Origin of the sequence: Pseudoalteromonas sp. AS84, assembly GCF_038900255.1 — a bacterium.
Lineage (GTDB): Bacteria > Pseudomonadota > Gammaproteobacteria > Enterobacterales > Alteromonadaceae > Pseudoalteromonas.
The window spans coordinates 1-20,858 of record NZ_JBBMQY010000007.1 but is presented as its reverse complement, the minus strand read 5'-3'; the positions used below and the strand labels follow the sequence as shown (position 1 = coordinate 20,858).

General features: G+C 41.0%; 11 protein-coding genes. 5 read left to right on the top strand and 6 right to left on the bottom strand.

Annotated elements, in window-relative coordinates:
• Positions 1–3 precede the first annotated feature (3 nt).
• On the bottom strand, positions 4–732 hold the full coding sequence (locus WNY79_RS09090; RefSeq protein WP_024598728.1) for a glutathione peroxidase: 729 nt from the start codon (positions 730–732) through the stop codon (positions 4–6).
• A gap of 112 nt (positions 733–844) precedes the next feature.
• Between WNY79_RS09090 and WNY79_RS09085 the strand changes: the two genes are divergently transcribed.
• Positions 845–1,744 carry a LysR substrate-binding domain-containing protein gene (locus WNY79_RS09085; protein WP_342875697.1) on the top strand — a complete coding sequence of 300 codons (900 nt, stop codon included), beginning with the start codon at positions 845–847 and terminating at the stop codon, positions 1,742–1,744.
• Here the strand turns inward: WNY79_RS09085 and WNY79_RS09080 are convergent.
• Positions 1,741–2,934, bottom strand: a complete 1,194-nt coding sequence (locus WNY79_RS09080) for a flagellar assembly protein FlgT (protein ID WP_342875696.1) — start codon at positions 2,932–2,934, stop codon at positions 1,741–1,743. The genes WNY79_RS09085 and WNY79_RS09080 overlap by 4 nt on opposite strands.
• A gap of 130 nt (positions 2,935–3,064) precedes the next feature.
• On the opposite strand from WNY79_RS09080, the gene WNY79_RS09075 reads away from it, so the two are divergent.
• From WNY79_RS09075 to WNY79_RS09065, 3 genes are all read left to right on the top strand, one after another.
• Positions 3,065–3,523, top strand: a complete 459-nt coding sequence (locus WNY79_RS09075; RefSeq protein ID WP_008168853.1) for an LPP20 family lipoprotein — start codon at positions 3,065–3,067, stop codon at positions 3,521–3,523.
• A 130-nt stretch (positions 3,524–3,653) separates the two neighbouring features.
• A complete protein-coding gene (locus tag WNY79_RS09070) occupies positions 3,654–4,361 on the top strand; it encodes a transglutaminase-like cysteine peptidase (protein WP_024589974.1) in 708 nt (235 codons plus the stop codon).
• Positions 4,361–6,319, top strand: a complete 1,959-nt coding sequence (locus tag WNY79_RS09065; RefSeq protein ID WP_342875695.1) for a LapD/MoxY N-terminal periplasmic domain-containing protein — start codon at positions 4,361–4,363, stop codon at positions 6,317–6,319. Before WNY79_RS09070 ends, WNY79_RS09065 begins: the two co-directional genes overlap by 1 nt.
• A gap of 22 nt (positions 6,320–6,341) precedes the next feature.
• On the opposite strand, the gene WNY79_RS09060 is transcribed toward WNY79_RS09065, so the two are convergent.
• The 4 genes from WNY79_RS09060 to WNY79_RS09045 form a co-directional block, all read right to left on the bottom strand.
• Positions 6,342–6,929, bottom strand: coding sequence for a response regulator transcription factor (locus tag WNY79_RS09060; RefSeq protein WP_342875694.1), 588 nt, complete (start codon positions 6,927–6,929; stop codon positions 6,342–6,344).
• Positions 6,930–6,952: 23 nt separating this feature from the next.
• A complete protein-coding gene (locus WNY79_RS09055) occupies positions 6,953–8,374 on the bottom strand; it encodes an HlyD family type I secretion periplasmic adaptor subunit (RefSeq protein WP_076923546.1) in 1,422 nt (473 codons plus the stop codon).
• Positions 8,371–10,509 carry a type I secretion system permease/ATPase gene (locus tag WNY79_RS09050; protein ID WP_342875693.1) on the bottom strand — a complete coding sequence of 713 codons (2,139 nt, stop codon included), beginning with the start codon at positions 10,507–10,509 and terminating at the stop codon, positions 8,371–8,373. The genes WNY79_RS09055 and WNY79_RS09050 overlap by 4 nt, the downstream gene beginning before the upstream one ends.
• Before the next feature lie 385 nt (positions 10,510–10,894).
• Positions 10,895–12,871 carry a TolC family outer membrane protein gene (locus WNY79_RS09045; protein WP_342875692.1) on the bottom strand — a complete coding sequence of 659 codons (1,977 nt, stop codon included), beginning with the start codon at positions 12,869–12,871 and terminating at the stop codon, positions 10,895–10,897.
• A 239-nt stretch (positions 12,872–13,110) separates the two neighbouring features.
• On the opposite strand from WNY79_RS09045, the gene WNY79_RS09040 reads away from it, so the two are divergent.
• Positions 13,111–20,858, top strand: a 7,748-nt coding sequence (locus tag WNY79_RS09040) for an Ig-like domain-containing protein (RefSeq protein ID WP_342875691.1), incomplete at its 3' end; no start/stop codon positions are given.

Below are 20,858 nucleotides of genomic sequence, written 5' to 3'. Positions count from 1 at the left end.
TGATTAAGCAAAGTATTTTTCTAAGTCGTCTGAACCACCGATGTGTTTACCACCAATGAATATTTGTGGAACAGTTTCACGACCAGATACAGCTTTTAGACTTGTTAGTGAAGCGCCTGCACCCATAACAATCTCTTCATATGCGAAACCTTTCTCTGCTAGAAGCTCTTTCGCTTTTTTACAGAAAGGACAGCCAGGTTTAGTAAAGATGCTTACTGGTTCTGGTTTAGCTTGCTTAGGGTTGATGTAATCAAGCATTGTGTCTGCGTCAGATACTTCAAACGGGTCACCTGGTAAATCTGGTTCGATGAACATTTTGTCAATCACGCCATCTTTAACAAGCATAGAGTATCTCCAGCTGCGCTTACCAAAGCCTAGGTCGTTTTTGTCTACTAACATGCCCATGCCGTCAGTAAATTCGCCGTTGCCGTCTGGTAATAAAGTAATGTTTTGCGCTTCTTGATGCTCAGCCCATGCGTTCATTACAAAGGTATCGTTTACTGATAAACATACAATTTCGTCAACGCCGTTTTGCTTAAGTACGCCGGCTAATTCGTTATAACGTGGTAAGTGAGTTGATGAACATGTTGGTGTGAATGCACCTGGTAGTGAAAACACTACAACAGTTTTACCTTTAAAAATGTCATCTGTTGTTACTGATTTCCAATCATTATTTTCGCGAGTTGCAAATGTAACACTTGGGATTGTTTGACCTTCGATATTGTTTAACATAGTTTTTGTTCCTCTTGATTTGTTGATAGCCATTATGGTGAATAATTAAATATAGTTCCAATTGTTTGTTTGTATTAAACTGATAGTTATAAACTATCACGTAGAGCTGAATATGAACTTAAAAGATTTTGAATATGTAAAAGCAATAGCGCAATATAAGCATTTTCGCAAAGCTGCCGATGCATGTTTTGTTAGCCAGCCTACATTAAGTGGTCAAGTAAAAAAACTCGAAAATGAGCTTGGCGTTACTTTGTTTGATCGCTCAACTAAGCAAGTCACCTTAACAGCAAAAGGTGAACGTTTGTTGACGCAAATAGAGATTATTTTAGAACAAACGCAAATACTCAAAGAACTTGCTGCTACTTCTAACGAGCCTCTACAAGGTAAATTAACTATTGGCATTATCCCTACCATTGCGCCTTACTTGTTGCCTGCGTTATTAACATCAATGAAAGCGGCATTTATTGATAGCCACTTTTCGTTTATTGAGATGCAAACAGCAACAATTTTAGAGGCTTTAAACAAGGGTGAACTCGACTTTGCTATTCTAGCTGATGTGCCAGAGCTTATTAATTACCATACGGTTGCTTTATACAAAGAAGATTTTTTAGTGGCGGTATCACACGATAACGCGCTTTCTAAGCATAAAAAAGTAGCGCTGAGCGATCTTCAAGGATGCAGCCTATTAATGTTAAGTGATGGTCATTGCTTTAAAGATCAAGCCCAAAAGTTTTGTTTTTCCGCAGGGGTCGATGTATCTAACCAGTATAAAGGTAATAGTTTAGAAACATTATTAGCGTTAGTGGCTATGGATGACGGTATTACATTTGTACCAAAGTTAGCATGTACCGACCGTGTAGGGATTGATTACTTGCCTATATTCCCTAATCAGCAGCGTAATGTGGTGTTTGCATGCAGAAAGCATTATCCGCATTTATCGGGTGTAGAACAATTGGGCGAGTGGTTATCGGCTCACCCTAATTTAAAAGCTAAATTGAGTAAAAAACTCTAAAGATCTTGGCTGATTATTTCTACTACATCGTTAATTTGCACGCCAGGTAGTGGTTTACTGTCAATACTGACTGCTACTGCGGTTTGCTGATAAAGCTGCTCTACGCGAATTTTATTAAGCGTGGTGATGGTGTGCGGCATAACATTACCTGCCGCGTCGGTTAAATAGTTATGGTGCGCAATGCTTAGCATTTGGCCTTTTTTTAACCCATGAGCTTTACCCAAGTTAATAACGATTTTGCTATTTTCCATATGCATTATTTTACCTTGTGTAGGTAGGCATGCCATGGCTGCTTGAATATCATAACTCACTGATTGGTTGATATCGGTTATGCTTTGCCCATAAGGCGATTGCCAAAACCTATCACTATTAACATCCACTATGGTTGTTTTTTCAAATGGCCAAATTGCTTGAGTATGGTAACTATTTTGCCAAAGCTGCTCATAGGTAGTGCCATCAAATAGTGCAAACTCAATGTTGTAACTGCGCTCATACGCCTCGTCCTGCCAAAATGCATAATTGTTATTGAGTTTGTCGCTAGTCGAAAGGCTGGTTATTTGGCTAAGCAATACATATTGAGCGTTACTGCGCGAAGATATTTCTTCTAATTGAGCGTTTGAATAGTCGTGCTGCTGCGAAAAGTATTTATCAACGCTTATTGCATTATTATAGTATGCAATAGGCACTGCGCTCATTTTTGATTTTTGCAGTGAGGTAAAAATATTTTTGCTAATCGCTTTACTTACGTCAAATATTTGACCCATTTTAGCGTGTTCACGATGAACAAGTTGGCTTTGTGTAACGGCCACAAACTTATTAAAACTATTTTGTGGGCATTGCTCTGTTTGAGAAAAAATATCGAGTCGTAATGTAATCGCAAATTTATTGTCGTATTTATTTTCGCTGACCAGTTCAATTTTTTGAATTTCGCCGTGGCTGCTAATTTTTAGCTGATCTTGCATTAACACGCCATCTACCAAGGTTTGCACCGAGCTAACCCGTGCGCCAGAGAACACTAACGCTTGTGTAATCGCATCTTTTATAGCGGCAGATTTGGCAGCGCTCGTATCACCATTTTGAACGTTCGCATGGCCCGTTGATTCATACCACTGCGCTTTAGTAAAAGGGGAGAACGTTAATAATGCCGTTGCACTTAACCCTGCAAATGCCAATGATAAAAACGACTTCATACTTTTACTCCAATTAAACGTTAGCTATTAACTAGGTAGAGCAAGGACTGTACCAATGTTATTTGGTAATACTATAAATGGCATTAAACGTGCATATGTACTGCTAATTACTATACAAGGGCTAGATGCTATGCGAGCGATTTCATTACTTATTACACTTGGGTGTTTAACCTTAGGTGGTTGTAGCAGCGTTTTTGATAAGCATGTTGAATATAAATATGTAGAGCCAAATAATTACCCAGTTTTAAAAGCGATAGGGTATGCACCTATTAGCTTACAAAAAGGCGCTAACGCGTCGCAAAAGCAACTTATGGCAATTAAAGCTTCTAAGCTTGAGGCTTACCGCGAGCTTACTGAACAAGTATATGGGCAAAAAATTACCGCAGGAACAACGGTGGAAGGTTCAATTGCTCAAGACGATTACTTAGAAAGTAAAGTGCAGGGGCTCATTAAAGGTGCGCAAATTATAAAAACGTATGCTGTTGATGATACCTATGTAACCGAGCTTGAGCTCAACATGAAGCGTGTGCACGATTTATACATAGGTGAAGTAAAACCACGCGAAGTTAAAAAAGTAACGTACTACTAAAAAAGTTATTCAAAATATCTCATCCTCTTATATTGAGTGCTATGCTGTTGTTAGGATTAATTTTTAAGCAGATTGCGTAGTGCTCAACAGATGTATTTTATTGCCACTTATATTAACAGTGGCTCTGTAAATGGCGTTTAAGCCAACTCATTTAAATCCTAAATTATTTATATGGTGCAAAGCCAATTTGCGCTACCTATTGTTGTTTTTTGTACTCTCTAGTGGCGTGCTTGCAAGCCGACTAACTATTCAATTTAATACCTTTATTGAGCTGATGGGTCAAAAATATGGACCTGCGCGAGCGGCTGTTGCACGTAACTGGCAAAGTATGTTGGTACAAACTCAAAATAAACCAGAACAACAACAAATTCTTATTGTTAATGATTTTTTTGCGCGTAATTTACGCTATCAAACTGATATTTTGCTATGGAAACAAAACGATTACTGGGCAACCCCTTTAGAAACATTAGGCAGAGGCTTAGGTGATTGTGAAGATTACGCAATAGCAAAATATATAAGCTTGAGAGCGTTAGGGGTGAGCGACGACAAGTTACGTCTTATCTATGTAAAAGCAAAAATTGCGGGCACTAACAAAACGCAAGCACATATGGTGTTAGGTTATTTTGCTACACCAAACGCTCAGCCACTTATTTTAGACAGTTTAATAACAAAGGTTTTACCTGCTGCAAAACGTGTAGATTTAAGCCCAGTGTTTAGCTTTAACAGTCAAGGTTTATGGGCTAATAATTCAACCAAAAGTGTAGCCAGCCCAACAGCAAGACTTTCACGCTGGCGTAAAATTTTGGAGCAGACAACCAAAGAAGGAGTTATGTGGTAATGGCATCATTTTCCTTATCTAAGTACCTTAAAAAACGAAAAATAACACTCAGGCAAGAGCTATGGATTGCTCTTTTAGTTGTTATTTTTGTAGGCTTTATAAGTAGTGTTTTAATTAGCACTAATTCGGCTAAAAGTTATTTTTCGACCCAGCTGTACTTAAAAAATGTAGATAACGCCAGTTCACTTGCGTTAATGATTAGCCAATTAGACAAAGACCCCGTTGAGCTTGAATTATTAGTATCGGCCACATTTGATACCGGTCACTATAAGCGAATAGAACTACAAGACCCTAATGGTGAGGTGATTGTTAAACGCACGTTTACCGATGAACTTAAAGCGACGGCTCCACAGTGGTTTAGATCAATTTATGCATTAAATGTAGAGCCAGGGGTTGGGCAAGTAAATGATGGTTGGCAGCAGTTTGGTACTTTGTTTATAGAAAGCCATAGTCAATATGCTGAGCAAGCCTTATGGGAAAGTGCGCTTAAACTATTTTTCAGTTTTTTAATTGTTGCTTTTTTTGCTTGTATAGTTAGTGCTTACTTTTTAAGTAGGATATTAAAACCACTTGATGATGTTGTGTATCAGGCTAATGCATTTGGTGAAAAACGTTTTATTAAATCGAGCGTTCCTCGCACTTTTGAGTTTGCCCGTTTAGTGCAATCAATGAACCAGTTATCTACTCGTTTTAGCCGTATTATTAAAGAAGATAATAAACGTTTAGAAGAGCTTAGATTTAAATCGCAACACGATGAGCTAACTGGTTTAGCAAATAGAGAATACTTTGGTGCAACGCTTGAGGCTCACTTACAAAAATCGAAAGATCATGCCCATGGGGCCTTGTTTTTATTTAGGGTTGTTAACCTCGATCGAGTAAGTGAGGAAGTGGGACGAGTAGAAATGGTTAACTTTCTACGTCGATTTTCACAGATGTTGGTTAGCTTTTTAGAGAGTAATCAAGAGCACTTTTCTGAAAATTACATTGCACGTATTTCTCACAGCGATTTCACAGTTTTATTTAGTGATATTGATGATATTCAAGCAATCAGTGAGCGTATTTTATTGATGCATCAATCGTTTGTTGAAGAGTATAAAAACGTTAAGCTAGCCATACCTCACAGCTGTACTTATATTCAAAAAGACGATACACGATTTGACGTACTAAAACGTGTTGATGAATTACTAAAAGCGGGAAATATAAAACAAGGCGTTGTAAGAGCTAAAATAGTTGAAAATAAACAAAAAAGTAATTTGTTTGATGATGCTGATAGCTGGAAAAGTGAAATAGAGTCAGCCTTAGATAACCAAACACTCGAAATAAATACCTATCCAGTTATGAGCTTTTCAGGGCAATTAATACAAAGTCAATTAGGACTTAGCTTAGAGTTAGGCGGAAAGTTATATCGTGCAAGTTATTATTACCAGTGGGCTAACCGACTAAAGTTATTAGCGCGTTTAGATTGGGGTTTAATCAAGGCATTGGTTGCCCAGTACAACGCTGAACCACCAAGTGAACTGATTTCGGTTGAATTATCTGCACAAACACTACTTGATGATGCTGCGCTTGCTTCGATACTTACATACTTGTCAGCGTTTCCTGATTTAGCCTCTAAAATTTGTTTTGATATTCGTGAAAGTATTGCCGTTAGCGAAATTGAGATATTCAAAGATTTTTGTGAGCAGGCACGGTGCATGGGCGCTAAAGTAGCATTAAAACGTGTAGGCCCTGAATTTACTAAAATTAATAAAATTCAGGAGTTTGGTCTTGAAATGATTAAGGTTGATAGCGTTTACGGCCACAATATTAGTTACAGCCAAGATAACCAAACATTCCTGCGAGGAGTGTGCACGTTAGCGCATTCAATTGGCATTAAAGTGGTGGCTCAAGGTGTAACAAGTCAAGATGATATAGATACGCTTATTAACTTAGGTTTTGATGGGGTTATCAAAGAGTAAGTAACAGGCATTAACCGTGCGGTTAATGCCCCTTTACAACTAACATTAATTGAATGCGGTCGCGTACTTTTAGCTTATTAAATATAGAGCTCATATGCTCTTTAATTGTACGCTCCGTAATATTTAAAGATTCTGCAGCTTGCTTATTAGTTGCACCTGTTACAACAATATCAACTACTTGGCGTTCTCGTTTTGTGAGTAACTCAAGCTCGCATGTGCTCGCATATTTAAACGGTGTGTTTGATAAAGCCCCCACTAAGTTAGAGAGCAATTGCCCCGGTAACCATATTCCGCCAGAGCAAATAGTCTCAAGTACTTGTTCAATAATTACTTTAGTAGCGAGCGCTTCTACGTAGCCCCTAGCTCCTGCTTCAAGCGCACTTCTTAGTTGATTTATTTCTAGTTCGTTGGTCATAACAATAACCAGTAAACGTTGCTGAGAATACTTTTTAACAAGCTCAAGCCAATTAGGTGTACCGGCCAAAACCCAAATAATACTTGATGCCGTGACTCTGTGTGGTTCTTTTGTGCATATCAAACAACCAGGAAACGCTGTATGCCAGTGTTTCGATTCAAATTCAGGCTGTGTAATAAAAATACTTTGGCGCATTACTTCTCCATTTATAAAATGTTTTAACGCTCTGTCATTGCTTGCGATGTAGCTCTAAGAACCGGTTTTAAAATATACTCAAGTACGGTTTTTTTACCGGTAATAATATCCACTTGAGTGGTCATCCCCGGAATAATAGTTAGTTCTTTCGAAAAATTATTTTTGGTAGTTTTTAGCTGCACTAAATAAAAGGTGTTTTCGCGGTCATCCGTAATTGTATCGGCACTTATATGTAATACTTCGGCTTCTAGGCCACCATATACGGCAAAGTCATAAGCACTAAATTTTATCATTGCAGATTGCCCAGGGCGTAAAAATGCAATGTCTTTAGGTGGTATTTTTGCCTCTACAACAAGTTGATCGTCAAGCGGCACAATTTCCATAACATCACTACCGGGCTGTAAAATACCGCCAACAGTATTAACTAATAATCGTTGTACAGTGCCTTTAACAGGAGAGCGTATTTCAGTTTGAGTTACTTTATCGGCTAAGCCAGATTCGGTTTCTTTAATTGAATCTAATCGCAGTAGCGCTTCAGAGAGTTCATTGTTCCAGCGGTTAATCATAACGAGCTCAACTTCGGTTACCTTATTTTTAGCTTCGTTAATGGCCGAAAGACTCCTATTTATAACGGCTTTGGTTCTGTTTATCTCCCCGTTTAAATCAACTATTTGACGCTCTAAACGAATAATATCTATATCCGAAATGGCACCGGTGCGTAACAATGGGCGGGTCACTTTAAGCTCCCTGTTTGTTAAGCGTAGCGCACTGGTATGCTGCTGAAGTGCCGCTTTTGCTTCAATATAATCTTGGTGTCGCTGTTCTAGTTGGCGTTTGTGAATGCTTACCTGTTGCTCTAGCTCTTGGCTGTTACTTAAATAAAGAGAGCGTTCGTGTTGAACCACCTGAGGTGCATTTTTTATAACATCTTCGCTAAATACGAGCTCCTTTTTTTGAGTGAGGGCTCTGAGCCTTGCAACTTTTGCACTTAACGATTCAACCTTGGATTGGTTTTCTCTAAAGCTAGAAATAAAGCGGGTAGGGTCTATCTTAATAAGTACATCACCCTCGTTTACTATTTGACCTTCTCGGACATTTATTTTTTCGACCATACCGCCGTCATAAGATTGAATTAGTTGTAATTTATTAGAGGGAATAACACGACCCTCGCCACGAGCAACTTCATCTAAATTAGCAAAGCCAGACCACACAATAAGACATATAAACGTTAAACAAATTAAATAAAGCAGTAACCTAGCGCTTGCTGGCTCTTGCTGCATTTTTTCCCACTGTGCATCTACTACCCAGTCTTGAGTATTTGGCGGTGAGATCCATCCTTTAAATAGTTTATTAAATACGGATGGCTTACCTTGTTTTCTTGCCTCAATTGCTTTGCTAACAGATTCAAAAGAGCGTTGTTCAAGTGGTTTTTTGTTATCACTCATGAGGCTTGCTCCACGGTTTTATTATTTAACGCCGCAATTACTTTTTGTTTTGGTCCATCAGCAACCACCTTTCCGTTATCTAAAACTATAATACGGTCAACAAGCTCGAGTAATGATGAGCGGTGAGTCACCACAATTAGGGTTTTATCTTTAGAATAATCTTTTAAATTGTTAATAATTTTACTTTCACTATTGTGATCTAGCGATGAGGTTGGCTCATCTAGTAATAGTATTGGCGGATCGTTAATTATGGCTCTTGCCATACCTACAGCTTGGCGTTGCCCTCCTGATAATTGGCGGCCTTGCTCGCCTACTTGCAGATCAAATCCGTCTGGGTGCGAATTAATTAAATCAAATAATTGGCTTCGCTCACAGGCTTCAATAATTTGCTCGTCTTTGGCATGCCAAGCGCTTATCGTAAGGTTGTCTTTTAAGGTCCCATAAAACAGGGCAACGGTTTGCGGTACATAACCAATATTATGGCGAAGCTCTGCAGGGTCAATTTGATGTATATCGTTATTGTCCATCAAAATTGCTCCTGAGCAGGGGTCGTATAGCCCTAAAATAAGCTTTTCTAATGTACTTTTACCTGAGCCATTACGTCCTAAAATAGCGACTTTTTCACCTGCTTTAATTTTAAAACTAACGCCGTTGAGTGCATTATGAGATTCGTCAGAGTATTTAAAACAGACGTCTTTAAATTCTATATCACCTTTTAAAATAGGGTGGCTTAGCCAGTGCTTACCCGGCGGGCGTTCAACCTCTTTTTCCATAATTTCGTTCAGTGATTGCATTGCTATTGCCGCGTGATGATACTGCGCTAATACGGCGGCTGACTGCCCAATAGGGCCCATAGCACGAGATGATAATAAGTAGGCTGCAATTAATCCGCCTTGAGTTAGCTCACCTTCAATAACGAGGTGTACGCCTATTATCATTATTATCACGCCTACACATTGCTGTATCCACGATGCTGTATTTGATATGGAGCTTGAAACGAGTCGGCTTTGTGCGTTTACTTGCGCAATGTAAATGGTCGACTTTTCCCATACAGATTGTGTTTTACACTCTGAGTGAAAGCTTTTTACATCTTCAATGTTGGTTAAACTTTCTACTAATACTGCATTTCGCATTGAGCTTGCTTTCATTGTTTGCTCTGAAAGAGCTTCAAGTTTGCGGTGTGCGGCTATAGCGTAAGCTAATAATATAAGTGCGCCCGCTATAATGGGTAAACTTAGAGGTACGCCAATAATGGCGATAACAATTAAATATAAAACTACGAATGGTAAGTCGACTAATGCGACAAGCGTTATGGAGCTAAAAAAGTTACGTACAGCTTCAAATGATTGAATATTGCTAGCAAAGGAGCCTGCTGATGATGGACGGTTTTTTAGTTTCATACCTAATACCCGCTCCATAATTACAGCCGATACTTTTACATCTATTCTACTTGCAGCAAGCTCTACAAAGTAGCCTCTTACTAAACGCAAAACAAAGTCAGCAGTGAGTGCTATTAAAATACCAATGGCAAGTACCCACAAGGTTTCTGTTGCATGGTTGGGCACAACGCGGTCATATACGTTCATTACAAATAAAGGCATAGCAACCGACAAAAAGCCCAAAGCAATAGCCGAAATGATCACGTCTTTATAAAGTGAGCGGCATTCTTTAATTACTCCCCAAAACCATCCGTCTTTTGATAGTTTTTCAAGCACAGGTGTTCGCTCATCAAATGCAAATTCTGGTTGAGCATAAATAACTAAACCAGCACTGTTGCCTGCTAACTCATCAATGTTTTGTTCGACAACTGATTCAGTAAGCTCTGGGTAAATTACGCTCACCAGTTGCTTATCGTAATCAATAGAGTTAATAACACAGGCTTGGTTATCTTTTAAAATTAAGATGGCAGGTAGCAGTGCTGTATTAATTTTTTGTAGTGGCTTATTAACAACTTTTGATTTAAAGCCAATGCGCTTTGCTGCGCGCGAAAAACCTGATGGAGTGAGGTTTCCATCAGTTAGAGGAAGTCCATTTAATAATGCTTCTCTTGAAAACTCTTTATCATGATGACGACATAAAACTGCTAGGCAGTCCACGAGTATGCCACCATGATCAAGTACATCGTTTAATTCCATAAACCATCCAATGTTATGTAGAACTGCATGCGGTTGTTACTACAAAACCTAAACTCGAGAAATAAATTTAGCCTAAATATTTCAAGCCGAGTTTAGGGTCTGTTGATCTTTCAAGGTTAAATTTGCAGCAGTCTGTTTGGTATTTAGGCAAGGCAGAGCCTATGCAGTGTGGTTATTCCCCATAAATGGGCGATAACGTAGCATTAATGCCAAACAGGCGCTGCCCAAAGGGTTCTTCCTAGGGGCTATTTACTCTTTGTTGCTCGGTTTTTACTTAGCCCACTAGGTTACAAATCTCGCGCCGCGATTAAACAGCCCCTAGTTTGAACAAATTTTAATCCGCAAAGATCAACAAACCCTAGTTATTTACATAACGTTAATTGACTTAGCTATCAGTAATTACGGCTTCGATACGTCGATTCGCAGCATTAGCTCTTACTGATATTTCGTTTACTCGAGGTTGATCAATACCGTACCCAAACGATTTAACACGTTTAGGTTCTACATCGAATTGCTTAATTAGAATTTCAGCAACGGCAAACGCACGTTTTTCAGATAGTTTACGGTTATATTTCCGATCTCCATCTAGAGAAGCATGACCTTGTATTTCAACCCGCTTATTTGGATTTTCTTTTAAAAAGTCAGCAAGCCTACTAATTTCTTGAATATATTGAGACCTTACATCGCTTGAGTCAGCAGAAAAAGGGATACCAATCTCTATATTCGAGGTTGATGCGCTGTAAATTGTACAACCAGATAAATCTACATTTGTACTTAAAGGTGTGCTTGGGCAAGTGTCTTGCACGTTTGGTACGCCGTCACCATCATCATCTGTAAAGTTACTTGGTGTAGTGTCGGTTTCCAACGGTATATCTAAGTACCTTGGCATAGCGGTTACACTCATGTAGGCATTATCTTGCTTTGCTTTTTTTTGTAGAAATGCCTTGCGGCTAAAGGTGGTTGCTACATCGTAACTCGGACAAATATTTTGTGCGTTATGCACTATAGGATCGTCAGTTAGCTCTTTTAATGTAGGGTATTTACCTGACATTACGTCAAGTGCTGGCAATAATTTCCCCATTTCTTTTAGCATAGTTAAAATAGCCGATTGGCGGTCGTATAGTGCTACTATGTATGAACGTGTTGATTGGAACGATTCGTTTTCGGCATCAAGTACGTCTAGTAGAGTTCGCTGGCCTATATCAAATTGATCTTTGTATGCAATTTTAACTTTAGTTGATGATTCGCGGTGTTGGTTAAGCGCCGGTAACTTTTGCTCTAGAATAGTGACGTTGTAGTAGGCAATTTGCAGGCTTTGACGAATATCAATACAGGCTTGATCTCGTTGATATTTTGCAATATTTATATCTTGATAAGCTTGTTCTAAATTAGCGCTATCAAGACCACCGTTATACAAATTATAACTAATATCTATGCCGACTCGCGCTTCTGTTCTGGTTTCATTTTGACCAAGCTCATCTCTATCTTGGCTACCGTAGCGGGCAGATAAATCTACGTTAGGATGAAAGGCCGCTTTTTGTGCTTTGGCGTTCGCTTTTTGCGCTTCAATATTATACAAAGAGGCATAAAATGAAGGGCTGTTTTTGTAGGCGACGTCTAGCGCTTGGTTAACCGAAATTGGTATGTTGTTTTCATCAAGGTCAGCTTGCTTTATATCGTTCATAGGCAGCTCACCTACAACCCTTAGGTAGCGAGCGCTTACATCATGTAAATTTGAGTACTCCGTTAATACATTAGATTGCGCTAGAGATAAACGGCCACTAATTTGTTCTAGGTCTGCTGCGCGCGCTACACCGGCGCCTACGCTTTGCTCTATTTGTTGGTATACAGACTCGTGCTCTTGTAAATTAGCTTCTGCAAGTTGTACTAACTCTTTGAATTTTTGTACGTCAAGTAGTGCAATCGAGGCTTCAAGTGCTGTTTGTTCTGTTTGAGAAATAAGCTCAAAGTACCTAATAAGTTGAATACGTTTAAAACGGTCAACTGTATTAGATGTTCTAAAACCGTCATAAAGCATTTGAGTAACGCTTAATTCGGCTGTATTACGGTTATATTCTTCTTCAATACCGTAATTTCTTCTTTCATATCCTGCACTTGCTGATACATCAACACTTGGTAAATAACCTGAACGGGCAGCATCCACTCCATAAATAGAAGATTTAAAAGCATGCCATGCTTCTTGTACTTCAGGATTGTTTTCAATCGCTTTACTTGAAACGTAGGTAAGTGGCATTGCTGATTGTTCGTTTGCATGCACGTAGTTTGATAAAGTTACGGCTGTAATCGCTAATCCGATTAACATAGTCCCTTGGTGCTTTTTAAAAGTGTTTTTTATAATCATTTCTTCCTCTTAGATCCTGTTAAGACCAAAAATACTCTCTTAAATATTTAGTAAAGGTGTACTTATTTTGCAAGTAATCTTTTCGGGTAGCATAAAAAAAAATTACTACCACTTTTTTGTTGATTTTTTATTTTTGAATTTTTCTTCTAAACCTGTACTTGAGTCCAGTATCTATGTGCTTTTTTTGTTCTACCTTTAACTTATTAGATTGTTATTTTAAAAAGTTTGAGGGTAGCTAAATGGAAGCAAATCAACTTGTAGTTATTGATATTCAGGGCTCGGCGGGTGTTGTGTTAGATGATGGATCGGTAAGAGCCTTAAACGTGGGTGACATTATTACTGTAGGTGATTTAGTTGTTACTGCTATTAAGTCGTCGTTACAAATAGATGTGCAAGGTGAAACCTTATCTATACCCGCAAATCAAAAGGTAAAAATAACACCAGACCTATTAGCTAAAGAAGCTAGAGACGCTAGCGAAACAACTGTTTTTGATGAAAGTTTAGATGAAGCAATTGCAAGCTTAGATTTAGGTACAGAACAAGACTCATCAACAGCAGCTAATTCAGATGTAACAGACTTTTTAGATGCATTGGAGGGTGATGGGGACATTTTAGATAATTTAGAGGCAACAGCTGCTGGTGGCGGCAACGCTGCTGGTGCAGATGGAGGCAGTTCGTTTGTACAGTTAACCCGAATTTCTGAAAGCGTTGATCCTAGTAGTGTTACTTTTGATTCATCTTTTGATCAAAGCGCTACTGAAGCTTTTAATTTAAGAGATACCTCTGATGGTATTGTGCCTGATGCAACTTCGGCTTCTATTTCACTTAATGAGCTGGGTGTTACCAATTCATCACAACCAACAATTACTGGTACGAGCGAAAACTTAATTGGCGAAACAGTTAATGTAACGGTAACTGATATTGATGGAAATTCTCAAGTAGTTAGTGTTGTAATTGGCCCTGATGGTACCTTTGAAATAACCTTACCGACTCCAGTTGCTGATGGCCCTGTGACCGTTGTTGTTGAAGCAACAGATCCTGTTGGCAACCCTATAAACGACACTATTTCTATAGAAATTGATACAACAGCTCCGCTTATTGCGATTGATCCTGTTGCCGATTCTGCTTCGCAAACCGTGACAATAACAGGGACTGTATCTGGGTTGAACACTGGTGATAATGTGTCAGTTACGTTAACGGATAGTGCAGGTACGGTACAAACAATTGTTACTCAAGTAGATGCGCTAGGAAATTGGGTTATTACTACTACCTCACCTTTATCTGAAGGAGAGTTTAATGTAAGTGCAGTGGCGATTGATGCCGCTGGAAATCAAGCTATAGACCAAGCTTTAGCGAATATAGATTTAACTGCTCCGGTAATCACAGTAAATGTAACTGATGAAACAAATAATGTAACACCACCACTTGTTGGAACAACAAATGGGGTTCCTGAGGGCACGCAAGTAACAATTACTGTTACAGATAGTGCAGGGCAAATACAAACCTTAACAGCAGTTACTCAAGCCGATGGAAGCTGGAGTGTAGAAGTTGGGACTCCTTTACCTGAAGGTGATTTTACTGTTGATGCACAAGTAAGCGACAGTGTAGGAAACTCAGCATTAGCAAGTGATTCAGGAGTAATTGATTTAACGGCGCCTACGGTACAAATTAATAATATTAACGACACTCAAGACACCACGCCAACGATTACAGGTAACGCACAAGATGTACCTGCTGGCTCTATTATTAGTGTGGTTATTACCGATTTTAATGGTCAAGCTCAAACATTATTAACCCAAACTAACGCTGATGGTGATTGGTCTATTGATGTAACTACGCCATTAGCTGAAGGGCTGTTTGAGGTTGATGCAAGTGTAAGCGATGCTGCAGGTAATCAAGCCCAAGCAAATAACCAAGGTGTTGTTGATTTAACAAATCCAGATATTACCGTTACTGCAATTGCTGATACTAACGATACTACACCAACATTTGTAGGTAGGGTAGAAGACGCTCCAGCGGGCTCTGTAATTACAGTATTAGTAACCGATATAAACGGTAGCGTACAAACTTTAACTACTTTATTAAATGGAGATGGTACATGGAGTGTTGATGCTAATGAAATCTTGCCAGGTGGTGAGTTTACAGCAACTGCGTCAGTAACCGATGCAGCAGGTAATGAGGCTACTGCGCAAACAAACGGCGAAATAACGTTTGCTCCTATTTCAATTCAAATCGATGCAATTGCTAATACTAACGATACCACTCCATTTTTAAGTGGTAACACCGGTAATGTGCCTGCAGGTACAACCATTACTTTAACTATTACGGCAAGCGATGGGAGTACATTTACATTACTTGCAGTGACGCAAGAAGATGGTTCGTGGACTGCACAAGTAACAACTCCTCTACCGGAGGGCGACTTTACTGTAGTTGCTGCTGTTATAGATGACTCGGGTAATGAAGCGCAAGCAAGTGCAGTAGGTAATGTTGATTTAACTGTAAGTATTAATTTTATTATTGATACTAACGATACAACACCTACAATTAGCGGCTCTACACAAGACGTAGAACCTGGTGCGTTAGTAACCGTTACATTTACAGGAAGCGATGGCGTAGCAGAAACCGTGCAAGTAGTTACTGGTGCTGACGGAAGTTGGTCAGTTGAGGCAAGTAATGAATTGGTTGAAGGTCAGTTTAGTGTGGTTGCAACTGTAACTGATGCTGCAGGTAATACAGCTTCTGCAAGTGAAACTGGAGAGATTGATTTAACCGATCCGGCAATCACGATAAATCCTATTGAGGATACGAATGATGTAACCCCATCTGTAAGCGGTAATGTAATTGATGTACCTGCAGGGACCGAAGTTACATTAGTAATAACTGACAGTGAAGGCAATGAACAAACACTTACAACAATTACGAATACAGATGGTACATATACAGCGGATATTATTGCAGATCTCAGTGAAGGTGATTTCACAGTAACAGCAAGTGTTAGCGATACTGCAGGCAATAGCAGTACGGCAACTGTTACAGGTTCGGTCGATTTAACCGCACCAAGTGTGACTATCAACAATATTGCAGATACAAACGATACAACACCTATTCTTACCGGCTCTACCCAAGGTTTAGCATCTGGGAGTGAAGTAACTTTAATTGTTACCGATAGTCTAGGGGCTGAGCAACAGTTAGTTACTACTATAAGTGCTGATGGTACTTGGAGTATTGAGGTTCCAACTGCTTTAAGTGAGGGGGATTTTACAGTAACAGCTAATGTATCTGATAATGCAGGTAACGCAGCTCAAGATTCACAATTAGGCTCAGTTGATACCACCCCTCCTTTAGTTGCAGTAAATGACTTTGCTGATTCAAACGATACAACGCCTACATTTAGCGGAACAACGAGTGATGTAGCTCCGGGTAGCTTTGTTAGTGTTTTAGTTACTGATGCAAATGGTGAGTCTCAAACATTGACGGCGGTTGTGTCAGAAGATGGAACTTGGCAAGTTGGGGCAACCCAAGCTGTTGCTGAAGGCGACTTTACAATTACGGCAACAGTAACAGACGCTGCAGGTAATGAAGCAAGCGATACTGATACCGGAACAATTGATTTATCAGCTCCAATTATAGCAATTAATACAATCCCAGATAGCGCCGATACTACTCCAACAATTGCAGGTTCTGTACAAAATGTGCCCGCTGGAACAACGGTTACGTTAACATTGACAGATGCTGGTGGTAATACACAAACAATTACAACACAAACGCTAGCTGATGGTAGCTGGACAGCTGATGCTATTAATGAGTTAGTTGAAGGTGACTTTAGCGTTAATGCCATCGTTAGCGATGAAGCAGGTAACCAAAGTGAAACTTCAGCACAAGGAACTATCGATAATACCGCACCAACTATTACGATTGATGCACTCGCTGATAGCAACGATACAACACCGACTATTTCAGGCACCGCAACTGGCGAGCCAGAAGGCACAGTTGTTACTATTACCGTGACTGATGAAGCTGGTAACCTACAAACCATCACTACAGAAGTACTCGCTGACGGCACTTACACTGTTGATGTACCAGATGAATTAAGTGAAGGCGAATACAGCGTAGACGTATCAATCACTGATACTGCTGGTAACGTAAGTACAGAAGTAACAACGGGTACTATTGATACCTCAGCTCCTGCTATTACGATTGATCCACTGGCAAATAGCAACGACACCACCCCAACTATTTCAGGTACAGCAACGGGCGAGCCGGAGGGCACTGTTGTTACAATTACAGTCACTGATGATGCTGGTAACCCGCAAACCATCACCACTGAAGTGCAAGCCGATGGCACCTTTAGTGTGGATGTACCAAATGAATTAAGCGAAGGCGAATTTACGGTTGAGGTATCGGTTACAGATACTGCAGGCAATGAAACTACCGCAACAACAACAGGCGAAGTTGATACTGCCGCGCCAACAGTTATTATTGACCCCGTAGGTGATATTAACGACACCACCCCAACCATTTCAGGCACCGCAACGGGTGAGCCTGAGGGCACATTAGTTACTATTACGGTCACTGATGAAGCTGGTAACCCACAAATAATTACCACTGAAGTGCAAGCTGATGGCACCTTTAGTGCGGATGTACCGAACGAATTAAGCGAAGGCGAATTTACGGTTGAGGTATCGGTTACTGATACTGCAGGTAATGAAACTACCGCAACAACAACGGGCGAAGTTGATACTTCAGCACCGGTGATCACGATAGACGCACTGGCTGATACTAACGACACCACCCCAACTATTTCAGGCACCTCTACTGGCGAGCCTGAGGGCACGTTAGTTACTATTACGGTCACTGATGAAGCTGGTAATCCACAAATAATTACTACTGAAGTACAAGCCGATGGCACCTTTAGTGTGGATGTACCCAATGAATTAAGCGAAGGCGAATTTACGGTTGAGGTATCGGTTACAGATACAGCGGGCAATGAAACAACCGCAACAACAACAGGCGAAGTTGATACCACAGCGCCAATAGTTACTATTAATGCGCTAGGCGATACGAGTGATACAACACCGACCATTTCAGGCACAGTTAGTGGGGAGACTGCTGGTTCAACTATTACTCTAACTGTGACTGATGCTAATGGTGCAGTACAAACAATTACAGCACAAGTAATTGCAGACGGGAGTTGGACAGCAGAAGTGTCAGCGGCTTTAGCAGAGGGGACCTACTCTGTAGATGCAAGTATCAGTGATAGCACTGGTAATGAAGGCACAGCAAGTGCTTTAGGTACAATCGATACAAGCGCATTGACTATCACCATTGATATTATTGGCGAAACTAACGATCAAACACCTCAAATAAATGGTGATACTTTTAATGCACAAGTTGGCTCCTCGGTTGAAGTTCAGATCACTGACTCAGCGGGTGCAACAATTACTTTAACCACAGTTGTTGATGAAAACGGTCTTTGGAGTGTTACTCCGCCTGTAGATTTAGCTGAAGGCACCATTTTAATTAGTGCAACAGTAACAGACATAGGTGGTGGAACGGCTAGTGCAGAGCTTGATGCTGTAATTGATATTACGCCTCCAACCATACAAGTAAATGAACTAGAAACAAGTAATGATACAACCCCAGTTATTTCTGGTAACACAACAGACGTAGTTGCAGGCACAGTTATAAATTTAACGGTTACTGATTCTCAAGGGGTTGTTCGCACATTTAGCACTACAACAGATGTAGAAGGTAATTGGAGTATTGAACTTTCTCAAGAGTTGGCCTCGGGCGATTACTCTGTAGAAGCTGAAGTATCTGATGCTGCAGGAAATAGCGCTTCAGATACGGCTACAGGCAACATAGATACATCAGGGCCTAGCTTAACAGTTGTCTTTGATACTGTAACTAACGACTCAACACCTACCATTTCAGGTACTAGTGATGCAGAAGTTGGTACCAGTATCACGGTTGTTATTACCGATGAAAACGGGGTTGAACAAATACTTACCACCACAGTAGATACAAATGGTAACTGGGAAGTAACTCCACAAACAGATTTAAATGAAGGTGATAACACCATCGAAGTGAGTGTGTCTGATGAAGCAGGAAATACGACAACAGTTACAGATACAATTACATTAGATACGCAAGCACCGACATTAACTATCCAAACTGTTGGCGATGTAAACGACTTAACACCGACATTACAAGGCACCAGTAATGAAATTGGCGGCACCGTTACACTCATCATCACCGACAGCGAAGGGGCTGTGCAAACCATTACCAGCACCGTTGAAAGTGATGGTCACTGGGACATTGAAATTCCAAGTGCGCTTGCGCAAGGAGACTTTACTGTAACCGCGAGTATTACCGATGCTGCAGGCAACGACACCACCGCGAACAGCAGTGGTAATGTAGATACCATTACACCCGTTATCACCGTTGATGCATTGGGCTTAGGCAACGACAGCACCCCAATGATTAGTGGTACCTCAACAGAGCCTGAAGGCACCGTTGTGAATATTGTTATCACCGACAGTAACGGCGATGAAACACCAATTACAGCCACAGTCGATGCGAACGGCAACTGGCAAGCAACCAGCCCTGAATTACCAGAGGGCAGCTACAGTGTGCAAGCCAGCATTACCGATGCCGCAGGTAACACCGATAGTGCCGTGCAATCGGGCACCATTGATAGCCTCGCGCCAACGCTTGTGCTTGATACCGTGGGCGCAACGAACGATAGCACCCCGACTATCAGCGGAAGTACCAATGCGCCGGCGGGGACGGTTATTAGCATCAGCGTGAGCGATGGCACCACAACAGAAACGTTCACCGCGACAGTACAAGCTGATGGCAGTTGGTCAGCGGATGTACCGAATGCACTGAGCGATGGTGAGCTCACCATTGAAGCTAGCGTTAGCGATAACGCCGGTAATACCACTGCATTAAGTGAAACCGCAACACTCAACACCACGGCCCCAAGCATTAGTATTAATGCATTGCTTGATACCAACGACACCACCCCAACCATCAATGGTACAAGCGATGCGGCAGATGGCACAATCATTAGCTTAACGTTTGAAGACAGTTTGGGGAATATTACGACTGTTGATACGACGGTAACGGGTGGTGTATGGAGCATTGATGCACCAACTGATTTAGCCGAAGGTGAATACACGGTGACGGCAGAGGTAGACGACGGCCTAGGTAATATCGGCAGCGCCGCCGAAACAGGCGAGATTGACTTAACCGCACCAAGCCTTGTTATTGCAGACAATGATGTTAGCAATGACACGACACCGACTATCTCGGGTATAAGCGATGCGCCACAAGGCAGTGAAGTCACTATTATTGTGACAGACAGTGCCGGTGCACAGCAAACCATTACCGCGACAGTTGGCGCAAGTGGCGCGTGGTCAGTCCCAGCTACGACAGCCCTTGCAGAAGGTAACTTCACCGTAAGCGCAAGTGTGAGCGATGCCGCAGGCAATGAAGCAACAGCCACAGGCACTGGTGAAATAGATACCATAGCACCGACACTTGTACTTACCAGCCCAGGCTCAAGTAACGACATCACCCCGACACTCAGTGGCACAAGCGATGCCGTTGAAGGCACGGTTATTAACTTCACCGTAGTGGATGATTTAGGTAGCTCACAAACGTTCACCACCACTGTGGATGCTGATGGCAACTTCTCAATCGAAGTACCGATTGCACTGGCAGAAGGGCCGTACACGATCACCGCCAACATCAGCGATGTGGCAGGTAACAGCACCGATATTACAGGCAATGGCACCATTGATACCACTGCACCAAGTGTGAGTGTGGATGCGCCGTTACTAACCAACGACAGCACGCCAACCGTTACTGGCACCAGTGATGCACCTAATAGCACTATCACAGTGACGTTTACAGATGCAGCAAATGCCACCCAAAGCATTGATGTACAAACCGACACCAATGGTAACTGGAGCGCGACACC

What these genes read in the sequence shown, in the direction of transcription:
- WNY79_RS09060 (WP_342875694.1), bottom strand. Translation starts at nt 6,929, where the DNA reads ATGCGCCAAAGTATTTTTATTACACAGCCTGAATTTGAATCGAAACAC.
- WNY79_RS09070 (WP_024589974.1), top strand. Translation starts at nt 3,654, where the DNA reads ATGGCGTTTAAGCCAACTCATTTAAATCCTAAATTATTTATATGGTGC.
- WNY79_RS09055 (WP_076923546.1), bottom strand. Translation starts at nt 8,374, where the DNA reads ATGAGTGATAACAAAAAACCACTTGAACAACGCTCTTTTGAATCTGTT.
- WNY79_RS09085 (WP_342875697.1), top strand. Translation starts at nt 845, where the DNA reads ATGAACTTAAAAGATTTTGAATATGTAAAAGCAATAGCGCAATATAAG.
- WNY79_RS09090 (WP_024598728.1), bottom strand. Translation starts at nt 732, where the DNA reads ATGTTAAACAATATCGAAGGTCAAACAATCCCAAGTGTTACATTTGCA.
- WNY79_RS09065 (WP_342875695.1), top strand. Translation starts at nt 4,361, where the DNA reads ATGGCATCATTTTCCTTATCTAAGTACCTTAAAAAACGAAAAATAACA.
- WNY79_RS09050 (WP_342875693.1), bottom strand. Translation starts at nt 10,509, where the DNA reads ATGGAATTAAACGATGTACTTGATCATGGTGGCATACTCGTGGACTGC.
- WNY79_RS09080 (WP_342875696.1), bottom strand. Translation starts at nt 2,934, where the DNA reads ATGAAGTCGTTTTTATCATTGGCATTTGCAGGGTTAAGTGCAACGGCA.
- WNY79_RS09045 (WP_342875692.1), bottom strand. Translation starts at nt 12,871, where the DNA reads ATGATTATAAAAAACACTTTTAAAAAGCACCAAGGGACTATGTTAATC.
- WNY79_RS09075 (WP_008168853.1), top strand. Translation starts at nt 3,065, where the DNA reads ATGCGAGCGATTTCATTACTTATTACACTTGGGTGTTTAACCTTAGGT.